We start from the raw sequence: 14,605 nt of genomic DNA on the forward strand, positions 1-14,605 counted from the left end.
GCACCGGAGTCCTTTACATGACTCACCCCCACCTGCGGCCCGAACCGGGGCACGGGATGCGGCAAAGCGTGCCCTCGGTCTCTGCGGAGACCACCGTCTGCCGCATCCCGTGCCCGGACCGAGCGGCCGGGGCGGTCGGCCGGACCGGGCGGCCGGACCGGTCGGGTGGGGCGGTCGGGTGGGGCGGTCGGGTGGGTCAGCGGCGGATGGTGGCGCGGGCGCGGGCCCGGCGGTGGGCCCAGCGCGCGGCTTCCAGCAGGCCGGCGACCAGCACCGAGAGGCCGACGCCAACGAGCAGGCCCTGGATCGGGTGGTGGGCGAAGGCGAGACCGCCGAACCAGCCCAGCAACCCGCAGTAGGTCCCCCACACGGCGCAGGCCAGCGCGTCGTACATCAGGAACGAGCGGATCGGGTAGCGGACCGCGCCCATGGTGAGGGTGACCGCGGTGCGGCCGCCCGGGACGTACCGGGCGGTGGTGAGGATCGCCCCGCCACGCCGGTCGACCGCCCGGCGGGCCCACTCGGAGCTGGCCCGGCGCCGGCTGTCGGCGGGCAGCCGGGCCAGCCGGTGCGCGCCGCCGCCGCGCCCGATGGCGTACGAGATGTGGTCGCCGACGAGTGCGCCGAAGCTGGCGGCCAGGATCACTCCGACCAGGTGCGGCTCACCGTTGGCCGCGAAGACCCCGGCGGTGATGGCGACGGTCTCGCCCGGTACCGCCGGGAAGAACGCGTCGACCGCGGTGACCGCGATGATCAGCAGGTACACCCACGGCGAGGCCACCGTCTGGTACAGCAGGTCGAGCGCGTCCCCCATCCCCCCATGCTCGGGGGTACGCGGTCGGGCGGGGCCCCTTCCCGTACAAAAGGGGGTAACCGGGGCCGGCTCAGCGGATGGTGCCCACCAGGTGCGGCCGGCCGTCCCGGGCGCTGTGCAGCGCGAAGTCCCACTCCGTGCCGGTGCCGCCTGCGCTGAAGGCGACCGTGGACGGCAGCGGCACCGGCAGTTTGAACGCCACGTCCACCGTGTACGCCTCCGGCAGCCGGCCCTCCAGCGCCGCCAGGCACCGGGCCTTGCTCCACATCCCGTGCGCGATCGGGCCCGGGAAGCCGAACAGCCGCGCCCCGAGCCGTGACGTGTGGATCGGGTTGTGGTCACCGGACACCCGGGCGTAGTCGGTGCCCACCCGGGGCGTCACCCGCCACTGGGCGGAGGCGGCCGGCGGCGCCGGGCGGTCACCCCGGTCGCGCCGCGGGCCGCCGCCGGCCGAGCGCCCCTTCCCCAGGTACGTCGAGACGCCCCGCCAGACCTCCTCGCCGGCGATCGAGCCGACCAGCACCACGTCGAGTTGCCGGCCCCGCTCGTGCGGGCGCAGGTTCTCGGCGTACGTGCGGAAGTCCACGGTCTCGCCGGCGTCGACCGGCCGGTGCACGGTGATCCGGTTGGCCACGTGCACCACCCCGGTCAGCGGGATGGGGAACTCCGGCACCGTCATCAGCCGCAACGCCAGCGGGAAACCCAGCACGTGCAGGTAGGTGGCCGGCAGCCGGTCGGCCAGCCGGAACCCGCACACCCGGTCGTAGTCGGCCAGGTGCCCGGGGTCCACGGTGACCCCGCCGACCGTCAGCTCCACCTCGGGTACGTCCTGCCCGCGCCGGCGGCCCGTCCCGGGCAGCACCCCGAGCAGCGCCCGCCGGTAGAGCGCGCCGGGTGCCGGCAGCCGCCCCAGCTCGACCCGGACCCGCCCGTCCGGCCGACCGGGCGCGCCGGCGGTCGGCGTGGCCGCCGACCGGCTCGCGGCGGACAGGTCGTGGGTCAGGTCGCCCGCCAGCGCGGAGAGGTCCTGGGTCGCCTCGGACGAGAGAGCGGGCGGCTCCGCCGCGCCGGGCTGCGCCGGGCGCGGATCGGTGCCCGTGCCCAGCTCCGCCGGGCGCGGATCGGCGCCCGCGCGCAGGGCGTTGCGGGCCGAGGTGAGGTCCTGGGTCGGGCCCTCGATCAGCTCGTGTACCGACAGCTCCGCGGCCGGCTCCTCCGACGGCTGCTGCTTACGCCACGCCATCACGCCCCCAGCAGACTCTGGCCGCAGACCCGGACGATGTTGCCGCTGACGGCGCCGGTGGCCGGCCAGGAGAGCCAGCCGATCGTCTCGGCCACGTCCACCGGCAGGCCGCCCTGGGCCATGCTGTTCATCCGCCGGCCCGCCTCCCGGATCATCAGCGGGATCCGCGCGGTCAGCCGGGTCTCGATGAAACCGGGCGCCACCGCGTTGAGGCTGATGTCCCGCTCCCGCAGCACCGGGGAGAGCGAGTCGACCAGCCCGATCACCCCGGCCTTGCTGGTCGCGTAGTTGGTCTGGCCCCGGTTCCCGGCGATGCCGGCGATCGAGGAGACCGAGACGATCCGCCCACCGGCCGGGATCAGGCCGCGTTCCAGCAGTACGTCGTTGATCCGCTCCTGGCTGGACAGGTTCACGTCGATCACCGAGTCCCACCGGTCGGCGTCCATCCGGCCCAGCGTCTTGTCCCGGGTGATGCCCGCGTTGTGCACCACCACGTCGACCCGGCCGTGCCGGGACGCCAGGTGCTCGGCCAGCCGGGTCGGCGCGTCCGGCGCGGTCAGGTCGAGTTGCAGCGCGCTGCCGCCGATCCCGTTGGCGACCGCGGCCAGTTCGTCCCCGGCCGCCGGGATGTCCAGCGCCACCACCTGGGCGCCGTCCCGGGCGAGCACCGTGGCCAGCGCCGCGCCGATGCCCCGGGCCGCGCCGGTGACCAGCACGACCTGGCCGTCCAGCGGCCGGTCCCAGTCGGCGGGCGCGACGGCGGTGCCGGCACCGACCCGGATCACCTGACCCGAGACGTACGCGGAGCGGCCGGAGAGAAGGAACCGGAGGGTCGATTCAAGGCTGGTGAGTGTGCCGGCGGGCAGGCCCTGGCCGGCACCGGCGTCCTTCGTCACGTACACCAGTTGCGCCGTGACGCCCCGGCCGAACTCCTTGCCGATGCTGCGGGTCAGCCCTTCCAGGGCCCGCTGGGCGGTGGCCTCGCGGGGGGAGCCGCACTCGGCCGGCGGGGTGCCCAGCACGATCACCCGGCCGCTGGGCGTCAGCGCCCGGGCGTGCGGGTGGAAGAAGTCGTAGAGCTGGCGGAGCCCGGTGGAGTCGGTGATGCCGGTGGCGTCGTACACCAGGGCGGCGAAGCGGGCGGCGCCGTCGGCGTCGGCGGCCGGGTCGACCAGCTCCACCCCGGCGGCGGTGAGGACCTTGCCCACCGGGTCGGCGAGCCGGCCGCCGGTGGCGGAGCCGAGCAGGACCGGCCCGGGCACGAGGGGGTCGCCGGGCGTGTGTCGGCGCAGTCGGGGCGGGTCGGGCAGCCCGAGGCGCTTGACCAGCGCGCGACCGGCCCCCGTCTGGACGAAGCTCGCGTACCTGTCGGTCATAGGCGTAGCCTACTGGCGAGTAGGGTTCGGGCAACAGCTACCAGGAGGCCGATCGTGCAGAGTGTCCGCCGGGTCGCCGTCATCGGCGGCAACCGCATCCCCTTCGCCCGGTCCAACTCGCGCTACGCGCAGGCGTCCAACGCCGACATGCTCGGCGCGGCGCTGGACGGCCTCGTCGCCCGGTTCGGCCTGGCCGGCCAGCGGGTCGGCGAGGTGGTCGCCGGCGCGGTGCTCAAGCATTCCCGCGACTTCAACCTCACCCGCGAGGTGGTGCTCGGCTCCCGGCTCGACCCGCACACCCCCGCCTACGACATCCAGCAGGCCTGCGGCACCGGGCTGGAGGCGGCCATCCTGGTCGCCAACAAGATCGCCCTCGGGCAACTCGAGGTCGGCATCGCCGGAGGTGTGGACACCACCTCCGACGCGCCCCTGGCCATCAACGAGGACCTGCGGCGGACGCTCATCCAGCTCAACTCCGCCCGCACCCTCGGCGCCCGGCTGAAGCTCGCCGCGAAGCTCCGCCCGCTCCAGCCGTTCAAGCCGGAGATCCCCCGCAACGCCGAGCCGCGTACCGGGCTCTCCATGGGCGAGCACGCCGCACGGACCGCGCTGCGTTGGAACATCGACCGGCAGGCCCAGGACGAGCTGGCGCTCCGCTCGCACCAGCGCCTCGCCGCCGCGTACGACCAGGGGTTCTTCGACGACCTGATGACCCCCTACCTGGGGCTCACCCGCGACCAGAACCTCCGCCCGGACACCACCCTGGAGAAGCTCGGCTCGCTCAAGCCGGTCTTCGGCACCACCGGCCCGGACGCCGACCGGGCCACCATGACCGCCGGCAACTCCTCCCCGCTCACCGACGGTGCGTCCACCGTGCTGCTGGCCTCCGAGGAGTGGGCGCGCGAACACCACCTGCCCGTGCTGGCCTGGTTCTCCTGGTCCGAGGCGGCCGCCGTCGACTTCGTGCACGGCGACGAAGGGCTGCTGATGGCCCCCGCGTACGCGGTGCCCCGGATGCTGGCCCGGGCCGGGTTGACGTTGCAGGACTTCGACTACTACGAGATCCACGAGGCGTTCGCCTCCCAGGTGCTGGCCACCCTGGCCGCCTGGGAGTCGCCGGAGTTCTGCAAGGAGCGGCTCGGCCTGGACGCGCCGCTCGGCGCGATCGACCGGGACAAGCTCAACGTCAACGGCTCCTCGCTGGCCGCCGGGCACCCGTTCGCGGCCACCGGCGGGCGGATCGTGGCCACCCTGGCCAAGCTGCTGGAGCAGAAGGGCAGCGGGCGGGGCCTGATCTCCATCTGCGCCGCCGGCGGGCAGGGCGTGACCGCGATCCTGGAGCGCTGACGACGAACGACGGACGTCCGCCCTCCGGGCGGACGTCGCCGGTCCGGAACCGGATAAGCCGCCAGCTCCGGTCCCCGAGCAACCCGAGGGGGAACGACTTACGTCCCCTGGTCATGAGGCGAGCAACAGGCTCCGTGGCGTGAACCGGCCCAATGAGGACGAGTTCCGCGAGTTCGTGTCCGTCCGGCTGGATCCGCTGCGCCGGACGGCCTACCTGCTCTGCCGGGACTGGCACCTGTCCGACGACCTGGTGTCGATCACCGTCGGCCGGCTGTACCGGCACTGGCGGCGGGTCCGGGCGGCGGACAACGTCGACGCGTACGTCCGCGGGGTGCTGACGCACGCCTGGCTCGACGAGCGGCGGCGCCCGTGGCGGCGGGAACAGAGCAGCGACCAGCTGCCCGACCTGCCCGAGCCGGGCACCGTGGAGGTGTCGTTGGCCGACCGGGAGCTGCTGTGGGAGCTACTCGGCCAGCTCCCGCCACGGCGTCGCGCGGTGGTGGTGCTGCGCTTCTACTGCGATCTGTCCGTCGAGCAGACCGCGGAGATCCTCGGCGTCAGCGCCGGGACGGTGAAGAGCCAGGCCGCCAGGGCACTGGCGCACCTGCGTCTGCTCGCCGGGACCGGATCGACCACCAAGCACGGGAGGCGGGCATGACGTACCGGCAGATCCTGGACGAGGCGATCGGGGCACCACCGCCGGCGGCGGTGGATGTCGAACACATCATCCAACGTGAGATGCGGCGGGCCCGACGCCGTCGTGTCGGCGCGGTCAGCGGTGCCGCCCTCGCGGTGATCACGCTGGCCGGTACTGCTGTCACGGTCGCGGGAGTCAACGCTCCGGTCGGCCCCACGGCCTCGCGTCCCGCCGCTCCGACGCCCCGCCCGACCGGCCCGTGGAGCTCCGCGCCGGCCAACGTCCCGATGCGGTACGACATCGAGGTGCGTGACCGGTTCGGCGGGGCGGCGCTCGTCGCCCTGCGGGAGAACCTGCCACAGCTCAGATGGCTCCCGGACGCCAGCATCTGGGAGAAGCCGGTGGACCCTCCGAAGCTGCTGATCGCCGCGTTCAGCAACCCCTTCGGCCAGGCCGGCTACGTGGTCACGGCGAACCTGATGGTCGACGGGCGGCGGGGGCACGTGACCATCATGATCGAGCCCGTCGTCCGCGCCACGGCCGAGCGGATGTTCTGTCCGCCAGCCGGAGATCGGGACGGCTGGACGTGTGAGGAGCGGACCGGGCCGGCTGGGGAGTGGGCCAGGGTGACGGAGGGGCCGCTGCCGCAGTCCGAATGGACGAACCAGGTGCAACCGGCGGTGACCGGCGCTCCGCGACGCGCTCCTTCGGGGGCCACTCGAACGTCCCAGCCCGTTGCCGACCCATGGAACACGTTCCAGGTCCGGCTGCTGCGACAGGACGGCATGCTGGTGACCGTCACCGCCGTTGCGTGGAACAAGGAGAAGCTGTTCACCGTGGATCAGGCGATAGGGATCGCCCGTTATCCCACGCTCACCCTCCGTTGATCGCCAGTGGGCCGGATCCGCGGACGCGGCGTACGGGAGAATGAGGGCCGTGACGACGATCCCGAACGTGCTCGCCAACCGGTACGCCTCACCCGAACTGGTCGCCCTCTGGTCGCCGGAGGAGAAGGTCCGCATGGAGCGGCGGCTCTGGCTCGCCGTACTCAAGGCCCAGCGGGACCTCGGCGTGCCGGTGCCGGACGGCGTGGTCGAGGCGTACGAGCGGGTGGTCGACGACGTCGACCTGGCCTCCATCGCGGCGCGGGAGCGGGTCACCCGGCACGACGTGAAGGCCCGGATCGAGGAGTTCAGCGCACTCGCCGGGCACGAGCACGTGCACAAGGGGATGACCTCCCGGGACCTCACCGAGAACGTCGAGCAGCTGCAGATCCGCGCCTCGCTGGAGCTGATCCGGGACCGGGTGGTCGCCGCCCTGACCCGGCTGGCCTGGCACGCGGGCGAATACTCCGCGCTGGTGATGACCGGCCGGTCGCACAACGTCGCCGCCCAGGCCACCACGCTGGGTAAGCGGTTCGCCTCCGCCGCCGAAGAGCTGTTGATCGCGTACGAGCGGCTGGAGGACCTGATCGGCCGCTACCCGCTGCGCGGGATCAAGGGGCCGGTGGGCACCGCCGCCGACCAGCTCGACCTCTTCGACGGCGACGCCGACAAGGTGGCCGAGCTGGAGCGCCGGGTCGCCGGGCACCTGGGCTTCGCCCGGGTGCTGGACAGCGTCGGCCAGGTGTACCCGCGCTCGCTGGACTTCGACGTGCTCTCGGTGCTGGCCCAGGTGGCCGCCGCGCCGTCGTCGCTGGCCACCACGATCCGGCTGATGGTCGGCCAGGAGCTGGTCACCGAGGGCTTCAAGCCGGGCCAGGTGGGTTCAAGCGCCATGCCGCACAAGATGAACACCCGCTCGTCGGAGCGGGTGAACGGCTTCGCGGTGATCATCCGGGGCTACCTGTCGATGGTCGGCGAGCTGGCCGGCGACCAGTGGAACGAGGGGGACGTCTCCTGCTCGGTGGTCCGCCGGGTCGCGCTGCCGGACGCCTTCTTCGCCGCCGACGGGCTGTTCCAGACCTTCCTCACCGTGCTTGACGAGTTCGGGCCGTACCCGGCGGTGATCAACCGGGAGCTGGAGCGCTTCCTGCCCTTCCTGGCCACCACGAAGATCCTGGTCGCCGCCGTGCGCCGGGGCGTCGGCCGGGAGACCGCCCACGAGGTGATCAAGGAGCACTCGGTGGCCGTGGCGCTGGCCATGCGGGAGAAGGGCGCCCCCGAGAACGACCTCTTCGACCGGCTCGCCGCGGATGGCCGTCTCGGCCTGACCCGCGCCGAGATCGACGCCCTGGTCGCCGACCGCAACGCCTTCGTCGGCGCCGCCGCCACCCAGGTCGACCGCGTCACCGCCCGCATCACCACGATCGTCCAGCGCCACCCCGAAGCCGCCGCCTACTCCCCACCCCCCATCCTCTAGCTAGGCCCCTCCACCCGCCCACCCCGCCTCGCCTCGCCCCTCCCCGCCCCCGCCCCGCGTCCGTCCCGTTGATCAAGGGGTTTCGGTCTGTTTGGAGATCAACACCGACGCAAACCCCTTGATCAACAGCGCTGCGCGCGGGGCGCACGGGACAGCGCGCGGGGCGCTGCGCGGGGCCGGGCGCACGGGGCAGCGCACCAGGCGGGGCGCACGGGACAGCGCGCGGCGCGGGGCGCGCCGGCGGGAGTGCACGGGCGGGAGCGCGCCGGCGGGATCGCGCGGGGCGGGAGCGCCCGGGGTTGGCGGGGCACATGGGGGTGGGGGTGGGGTGGGTGGGGGTTAGGTGCCGGGGGTGGGGGTTTCGGCGGCTGTGGAGAGGTTGGGGGCGCTGGCGGGTTCGGCGATGCCGCCGGGGGCGCTGGTGATCTCCGGGTCGTGCGCCGTCTCGGCGGCGACCATGGGCTGGTCGGGCGGCATGACGTCGGGGGTCTTGGGCACCACGATCACCGCGGTGCCGTACGCGCAGATCTCCATCCACATCTCGCCGCAGTCCCGGCTGTCGAACCGCATCCCGATCACCGCGTTCGCGCCGAGCCGGCGGGCCTCCTCGCCGAGCCGGGCCACCGAGTCGGTACGCCAGCGGGTCAGGTTGTCGGGCGCCATCGGGTCGTACGCGCCACCGCGCAGGTTCTTGACGCCCTCGCGGTACGGGTTCCGGGTCCTTGCCATCGAGGAGACCACTTCGCCGAGGATCTGGCGGATCTCGTAGCCGGGCAGTTGATCCGTCGTCACGACCAGCACGTTTCCGATGCTGTCAGCCGCCCGGCGGCCGGTTCGCGAGCCGTGTTCAGCTGACCGGATGCTGCAAAACGGCGCGGCGCGGACGGTCGGGGTGCCACCGACCCATCCGCGCCGCCCCGGGCGTTAACCGTCAGACACCGGCCACCGAGGTGATCCAGGACCGGTTGTACGCCACACTGCCGTAGTTCTGGATGCTCACGCCGTCGGCCGTGGAGGCCACGCCGACCTGCCGGCCGTTGTAGAACTGCGGCCCGCCGGAGTCGCCCCGCCAGGCGTTGCCGCTGATCTTCGTGCTCCGGATCGCCTGGCCGCCGTACGCGTCGGTGACGCTGGTGCTGGTGACCTGGACGGTGGCGGTCTTGAGCTGGCTGGCGGCGCTGCATCCGCTGTAGCAGGTCATGCCCCAGCCGTAGATCGAGTTGGTGGACCCGATCGGCGGGTTGCTGGTGGCCAGGGTGACGGCGCTGGTGCTGACCGTGCTGGAGAGCCGCAGCAGGGCCAGGTCGTTGCGGGTGTACGAGGCGCTCACCGTGCGGGTGACCCCGCCGGAGGAGCGGTAGACGCTGCCGACCCGGACGGACATGGTGCCGCTGACGCAGTGCCGGGCGGTGAGCACCCACTGCGCGGCGATGACGCTGCCCGAGCAGGTGAACGATCCGTTGCTGAAGACCGCAGCGGCCCAGGGGGCGGACGAGACGGTGCTGCCACCGATGATCGGCTGCGGACCGGCCGGGGCGGCGACGGCGCCCGTCGTGCTGGCGAGGACGCCGGCCAGGGCGGTGGTCAGGACGGTGAGCAGGGGTCGGAGGCGCATACGGGACTTCCTTCCGCGCGGTGGCCCGGGGGTGTGGGCCAGAGGTGGTGGCGCCGGGTCCGGTGCGATCCGGCGATGGACGTCGATGCCATACATCGACGTACGGCGATGAATGCTAGGTGGTGACGGGTGTCACTCACAAGAGCCGGGGTGATTTCCGTCGGGTCGCCGCCAGCCACGTTCCCGGCCGGGTCGGCCGATTGTCGGAAACCGGTCCAGCCGCCCGCGTGACGCGGGAAAATGCCTGGTGGGAGCCGCCGGTGCCGCCGCCGGTCCGGGTCTCCGGCAACGAATCCGTATCGAGGTCACAACGACTCCGCAACGGCCCTCCGCCCCGGCGGCCGGTCACGCCCATCACTGCCTGAACTGCCCCCGGCCGGTGCCGGGAGGGCGGTATCTGCCAGGTAGGCTGGCTTCGCTCGCCCCGTTGTGGGCCGGCACCCAACTGCGTACACAGTCAGGAGTGCCCCGTGCCTCGCGTCGTCGTCGACGTCATGCTCAAGCCCGAGATCCTCGATCCTCAGGGCCAGGCCGTCGCTAACGCGCTGCCCCGGCTCGGCGTCAACGACGTCGCCTCGGTTCGGATCGGCAGGCGGATCGAGATCGAATTCACCGGTGAACCGGACCTGGACCGGGCCCGCGAGATCGCCGACAAGCTGCTCGCCAACCCGGTCATCGAGGACTTCACCGTCCGCCTGGTCGAGGCCGACGAGACCGTGGACGCGCGCCCGTGACCGCCCGCGTCGGTGTGGTGACCTTTCCCGGGTCGCTCGACGACGGGGACGCGGCCCGGGCCGTCCGGATCGCCGGCGCCGAGCCGGTCCGGCTCTGGCACGGTGACCCGGACCTGCACCGGGTGGACGCCGTGGTCCTGCCCGGTGGCTTCTCCTACGGCGACTACCTGCGCTGCGGCGCCATCGCCCGGTTCGCGCCGGTGATGGAGACGATCGTGGACGCCGCCCGCGGTGGCCTCCCGGTGCTCGGCGTCTGCAACGGCTTCCAGATCCTCTGCGAGGCACACCTGCTGCCCGGCGCGCTCACCCGCAACCAGCACCTGCACTTCCGCAACCGCGACCAGATCCTCCGGATCGAGGCGGTCGGCACCGCGTGGACCAACGCCTTCCAGGCGGGCCAGGAGGTGCTGATCCCGGTCAAGAACGGCGAGGGCTGCTACGTCGCCGACCCGGCGACCCTGGACCGGCTGGAGGCCGAGGGCCGGGTCGTCGCCCGCTACCTCGGCGGCAACCCCAACGGGTCGCAGCGGGACATCGCCGCGATCACCAACGAGGCCGGCAACGTGGTCGGCATCATGCCCCATCCCGAGCACGCCGTGGAGGCGCTCACCGGCCCCTCCCTGGACGGTCTCGGCTTCTTCACCTCGGTGCTCAAGCACCTGGTGGGGGCGCCGGCGTGAGCGTGCGGAGCGAGCCAGGTCCGCGAGCCCCGCAGCCGGGTACGACGACCGGCTCGGCGACCGCGCGCGGCGGGATCATCGGTCGGCTCACCCGCCCGTACGGCGGCGAGCGCAGCGAGGAGAGGTCATGACCACCCATCCGGACCCGGCCCTGCGGGAAACCCCGGGCGTGGTGCCGCAGGCGGGCCCGGCCGACTGGGCCGTCGGCGTGGACACCGTGCCCCGGGCCGCGGACACCCCGGACGAGCTCCAGCCGTACGCGGAGCTCGGTCTCCGCGATGACGAGTACGACCGGATCCGGCACATCCTCGGCCGCCGGCCCACCCAGGCCGAGCTGGGCATGTACTCGATCATGTGGAGCGAGCACTGCTCCTACAAGTCGAGCAAGGTGCACCTGCGCCAGTTCGGCGAGAAGGCCCCGCCGAGCGACCGGCTGCTCGCCGGCATCGGGGAGAACGCCGGCGTGGTCCGGGTCTCCGACGAGCTGGCGGTGACCTTCAAGGTCGAGTCGCACAACCACCCGAGCTTCGTCGAGCCGTACCAGGGCGCGGCGACCGGCGTCGGCGGCATCGTCCGGGACATCCTCGCCATGGGCGCCCGCCCGGTCGCGGTGATGGACCCGCTGCGCTTCGGCGCGGCCGACCACCCGGACACCGCCCGGGTGCTGCCCGGCGTGGTGGCCGGCGTCGGCGGGTACGGCAACTGCCTGGGCCTGCCCAACATCGGCGGCGAGGTGGTCTTCGACCCCTGCTACCAGGGCAACCCGTTGGTCAATGCGCTCTGCCTCGGGGTGCTGCCGGTCGACCGGCTGCAGAAGAAGGAGGCCGCCGGCCCCGGCAACGTCGTGGTGCTGATGGGCGCCAAGACCGGCCGCGACGGCATCGGCGGCGTGTCGGTGCTGGCCAGCGCCACCTTCGACGAGGGCAGCGAGCAGCGGCGTCCGTCCGTCCAGGTGGGCGACCCGTTCATGGAGAAGCTGCTGATCGAGGCGTGCCTCGAGCTGTACGACGCCGAACTGGTCGTCGGCATCCAGGACCTCGGCGGCGCGGGGCTGACCTGCGCGCTCACCGAGACCGCCGCGGCCGCCGGCACCGGCATGCGGGTGTGGCTGGAGCGGGTGCCGCTGCGCGAGCCCTCGATGGAGCCGCACGAGATCCTGGCCAGCGAGTCCCAGGAGCGGATGCTGCTGGTCGTCGCCCCGGACAAGCTGGAGGCGGTGCTCAAGACCGCCGAGAAGTGGGGCGTCTGGGCCACCGCCATCGGTGAGGTCACCGCGCCGTCCCCGGACGGCCAGCCGGGCCGGCTGGTCATCACGTGGCGGGACCAGCTCGTGGTCGACGTGCCGCCGGGCTCGCTGGTCGACGACGGGCCGGTCTACGCCCGCCCGATGCGCGAGCCGGCCGACCTGATCCTGCTCCAGGCCGACCGGGCGGAGACGCTGCCCCGGCCGAGCGACCCGGAGGCGCTGCGCGAGACCGTGCTGCGGATGATCGCGTCGCCGAACCTGGCCGACAAGACCTGGGTCACCGAGCAGTACGACCGGTACGTGCTGGGCAACACCGTGCTCGCCCAGCCGGAGGACTCGGGCGTGATCCGGATCGACGAGCGGACCGGCCTCGGTGTCGCCCTCTCCGTCGACGGCAACGGCCGGTACGCCCGGCTCGACCCGTACCACGGCACGAAGCTCGCGCTGGCCGAGGCGTACCGGAACGTGGCGGTGACCGGCGCGAAGCCGATCGCGGTGACCAACTGCCTGAACTTCGGCTCGCCGGAGGACCCGGGCGTGATGTGGCAGTTCGCCGAGGCCGTGCGCGGCCTCGCCGACGGCTGCCTCGAGCTGGGCATCCCGGTGACCGGCGGCAACGTCAGCTTCTACAACCAGACGGGCGCGGCGCCGATCCACCCGACCCCCGTGGTCGGCGTGCTGGGCGTGCTGGACAACGTCGCCGACCGGGTGCCGATGGGCTTCGTGCCCCGGGCCGGCGGCGACCACGACCAGCTCTTCCTGCTCGGCGAGACGCACGTCGAGCTCTCCGGTTCCGAGTGGGCCTGGGTGACGCACGAGCACCTCGGCGGCATCCCGCCGCAGGTCGACCTGGCCCGCGAGCGGCAGCTCGCCGACCTGCTCGCCGACGCGGCGCGGGTCGGGCACGTCAGCTCCGCGCACGACCTCTCCGACGGCGGCCTCGCCCAGAGCCTGGTCGAGTCCTGCCTGCGGCGCGGGGTCGGCGCCCGGGTCGCGCTGCCCGAGCAGTTCGCCGACGGTTCGATGCCGTTCGTCTTCCTGTTCAGCGAGTCGGCCGGCCGGGTGCTGGTGTCCGTGCCGCGCGGGCACGAGAAGGCGTTCACCGCGCTCTGCGCCGAGCACGGCGTGCCGTGGGAGTTCATCGGCGTCACCGATCCGGCCGGCGGCGCGCTCGAGGTGCACGGCCAGTTCCGGATCGGCCTGGACGAGCTGAGCGCCGCGCACACCGCGACGCTGCCGCGCCTCTTCGGCGGGGCGGAGGCCGCCCAGGTCACGGTGGAGGCCGCCCGTACCGGGACCACCACCGTCCTGCCGGCCACCGCCGAGCAGCCGGTCGAGGTCGACACCGACGCCATCGACGCCGAGCCGATCGCCCGGGCCGGCGGTGCTCCGACGCCGGCCGGCGGCGAGCCGGTCGCGCCGGCCGAGGGCGCTCCCGTGCCGGCGGATGAGGTCGCGCCGGCCGGGCCGGCCGCGGCGGATGTGGACGCCGCGGCGGACGCCGAGGCTCCGGCAGGGGTCGACGCGGCGGCGGACGCCGAGACGCTGGCGGGCGCGGATGTGGCGGTTGGCGGCGTGGCGGAGGAGGACGTCGAGGCTCCGACGGGCACCGACGCGTCGGCCGGTCACGCCCCGGCGGCGCCGGAAGATTCCGCGACGCCTCCCGGCGAGCCGGACCAGCGCTGAGACCGCGGCCTTGGCCGTCTTCACCCAACCCGGCTCCGGCGCCCGCTTCGACTGGGGCCTGACCGGGGCGGCGGAACTCGGCCGGGTCTGCGCCGCCCTGGTGGTGGTGGACGTGCTCTCGTTCACCACCGCCGTGGACGTGGCGGTCGGGCGCGGCATGCGGGTGCACCCGTTCCCGTGGGGCGAGCAGGCCGCCGAGTACGCCCGCCGGGTCGGCGCCGTCGCGGCGGTCGGTCGCCGGCAGGTGACCCCGGACCACCCGTGGTCGCTCTCGCCGGCGGCGTTGCGGGCCGCGCCGGTCGTGACCGATCTGGTGCTGCCCTCGCCGAACGGCTCGGCGATCAGCGCCGCCGCCAGCGCCGCCGGCATGCCGGTGGTCGCGGCCTGCCTGCGCAACGCGCCCGCCGTCGGGCGCTGGCTCCGGACCCAGGGGTACGGCTCGACCGACGCCCCGGTCGGCGTGGTGGCCGCCGGGGAGCGTTGGCCGGACGGCTCGCTGCGGCCCAGCGTGGAGGATCAGTTGGGGGCGGCCAGCGTGCTGGACGCCCTCGCCGACGTACCGGGTGGTCTGTCGGTGGAGGCGGCGATGGCGCTGGCCGCCCTGGCCAGCACCCCCGACGTGCCGGCGGCGGTCCGTGGCTGCGTCTCCGGCCGGGAGCTGGTGGAGGGCGGCTTCGCGGCCGACGTGGAGATCGCCGCGCAGGTCGGCGTCTCGCGCGTGGTGCCGGTGCTGCGCCACGGCTACTTCGTCGCCGGCTGACTTAGGCCCACCCGGGCGCCGCGCGCCGTCCGGTCGCCGTGCCCGTCAGCTCCCGGCCGGCGCTCCGGTCAGTGGCCGGGTCGGCGTGCCGTGGCCGGAATGCGCA

The 14,605-nt window shown here is 73.8% G+C and carries 13 protein-coding genes; 8 read left to right on the plus strand and 5 right to left on the minus strand.

Annotation, left to right across the window (positions count from 1 at the left end; all coding sequences use genetic code 11):
- Window positions 1–196: 196 nt before the first annotated feature.
- From LQ51_RS18095 to LQ51_RS18105, 3 genes are all read right to left on the minus strand, one after another.
- The gene (locus LQ51_RS18095; protein ID WP_046567313.1) at window positions 197–814 is read right to left on the minus strand and encodes a DedA family protein; all 618 of its coding nucleotides are present in this window, start codon (window positions 812–814) and stop codon (window positions 197–199) included.
- Between the two features lie 70 nt (window positions 815–884).
- Complete coding sequence (locus tag LQ51_RS18100; RefSeq protein WP_369799869.1) at window positions 885–1,805, minus strand: MaoC/PaaZ C-terminal domain-containing protein; 921 nt, start codon at window positions 1,803–1,805, stop codon at window positions 885–887.
- 251 nt (window positions 1,806–2,056) lie between these two features.
- Window positions 2,057–3,433: a 3-oxoacyl-ACP reductase gene (locus LQ51_RS18105; protein WP_046567314.1), complete on the minus strand. Its 1,377-nt coding sequence runs from the start codon at window positions 3,431–3,433 to the stop codon at window positions 2,057–2,059.
- Between the two features lie 54 nt (window positions 3,434–3,487).
- Between LQ51_RS18105 and LQ51_RS18110 the strand changes: the two genes are divergently transcribed.
- The 4 genes from LQ51_RS18110 (at window position 3,488) to purB (ending at window position 7,778) form a co-directional block, all read left to right on the plus strand.
- Window positions 3,488–4,780 carry an acetyl-CoA C-acetyltransferase gene (locus tag LQ51_RS18110; protein ID WP_046567315.1) on the plus strand — a complete coding sequence of 431 codons (1,293 nt, stop codon included), beginning with the start codon at window positions 3,488–3,490 and terminating at the stop codon, window positions 4,778–4,780.
- Window positions 4,781–4,919: 139 nt separating this feature from the next.
- The gene (locus tag LQ51_RS18115; RefSeq protein ID WP_046567316.1) at window positions 4,920–5,438 is read left to right on the plus strand and encodes a SigE family RNA polymerase sigma factor; all 519 of its coding nucleotides are present in this window, start codon (window positions 4,920–4,922) and stop codon (window positions 5,436–5,438) included.
- Window positions 5,435–6,304, plus strand: a complete 870-nt coding sequence (locus LQ51_RS18120) for a hypothetical protein (protein ID WP_046567317.1) — start codon at window positions 5,435–5,437, stop codon at window positions 6,302–6,304. Before LQ51_RS18115 ends, LQ51_RS18120 begins: the two co-directional genes overlap by 4 nt.
- A gap of 49 nt (window positions 6,305–6,353) precedes the next feature.
- Window positions 6,354–7,778 (plus strand): adenylosuccinate lyase, encoded by a 1,425-nt coding sequence (gene purB / locus LQ51_RS18125; protein WP_046567318.1) that lies wholly within the window; start codon window positions 6,354–6,356, stop codon window positions 7,776–7,778.
- A 339-nt stretch (window positions 7,779–8,117) separates the two neighbouring features.
- Here the strand turns inward: purB and LQ51_RS18130 are convergent, their stop codons facing one another.
- Both LQ51_RS18130 and LQ51_RS18135 read right to left on the minus strand, forming a co-directional pair.
- Window positions 8,118–8,579, minus strand: coding sequence for a YbjQ family protein (locus tag LQ51_RS18130; RefSeq protein WP_197087818.1), 462 nt, complete (start codon window positions 8,577–8,579; stop codon window positions 8,118–8,120).
- A gap of 130 nt (window positions 8,580–8,709) precedes the next feature.
- Window positions 8,710–9,393, minus strand: a complete 684-nt coding sequence (locus tag LQ51_RS18135; protein WP_046567319.1) for a S1 family peptidase — start codon at window positions 9,391–9,393, stop codon at window positions 8,710–8,712.
- Between the two features lie 470 nt (window positions 9,394–9,863).
- Between LQ51_RS18135 and purS the strand changes: the two genes are divergently transcribed.
- From purS to LQ51_RS18155, 4 genes are all read left to right on the plus strand, one after another.
- A complete protein-coding gene (purS, locus tag LQ51_RS18140) occupies window positions 9,864–10,127 on the plus strand; it encodes a phosphoribosylformylglycinamidine synthase subunit PurS (RefSeq protein ID WP_046567320.1) in 264 nt (87 codons plus the stop codon).
- The gene (purQ, locus tag LQ51_RS18145) at window positions 10,124–10,807 is read left to right on the plus strand and encodes a phosphoribosylformylglycinamidine synthase subunit PurQ (protein ID WP_046567322.1); all 684 of its coding nucleotides are present in this window, start codon (window positions 10,124–10,126) and stop codon (window positions 10,805–10,807) included. The genes purS and purQ overlap by 4 nt, the downstream gene beginning before the upstream one ends.
- Window positions 10,808–10,934: 127 nt before the next feature.
- Entirely contained in the window at window positions 10,935–13,739 is a 2,805-nt protein-coding gene (purL, locus tag LQ51_RS18150; protein ID WP_082159510.1) for a phosphoribosylformylglycinamidine synthase subunit PurL, read from the plus strand.
- Window positions 13,740–13,749: 10 nt separating this feature from the next.
- On the plus strand, window positions 13,750–14,499 hold the full coding sequence (locus tag LQ51_RS18155; RefSeq protein ID WP_046567323.1) for a 2-phosphosulfolactate phosphatase: 750 nt from the start codon (window positions 13,750–13,752) through the stop codon (window positions 14,497–14,499).
- Window positions 14,500–14,605 lie beyond the last annotated feature (106 nt).

It is taken from the genome of Micromonospora sp. HK10 (assembly GCF_000982955.1).
Lineage (GTDB): Bacteria > Actinomycetota > Actinomycetes > Mycobacteriales > Micromonosporaceae > Micromonospora.

Bases quoted from the DNA above. Each gene is read 5' to 3' on its own strand.
- LQ51_RS18095 (WP_046567313.1), bottom strand. From the start codon at position 814: ATGGGGGACGCGCTCGACCTGCTGTACCAGACGGTGGCCTCGCCGTGG.
- LQ51_RS18105 (WP_046567314.1), bottom strand. From the start codon at position 3,433: ATGACCGACAGGTACGCGAGCTTCGTCCAGACGGGGGCCGGTCGCGCG.
- LQ51_RS18120 (WP_046567317.1), top strand. From the start codon at position 5,435: ATGACGTACCGGCAGATCCTGGACGAGGCGATCGGGGCACCACCGCCG.
- LQ51_RS18135 (WP_046567319.1), bottom strand. From the start codon at position 9,393: ATGCGCCTCCGACCCCTGCTCACCGTCCTGACCACCGCCCTGGCCGGC.
- purL (WP_082159510.1), top strand. From the start codon at position 10,935: ATGACCACCCATCCGGACCCGGCCCTGCGGGAAACCCCGGGCGTGGTG.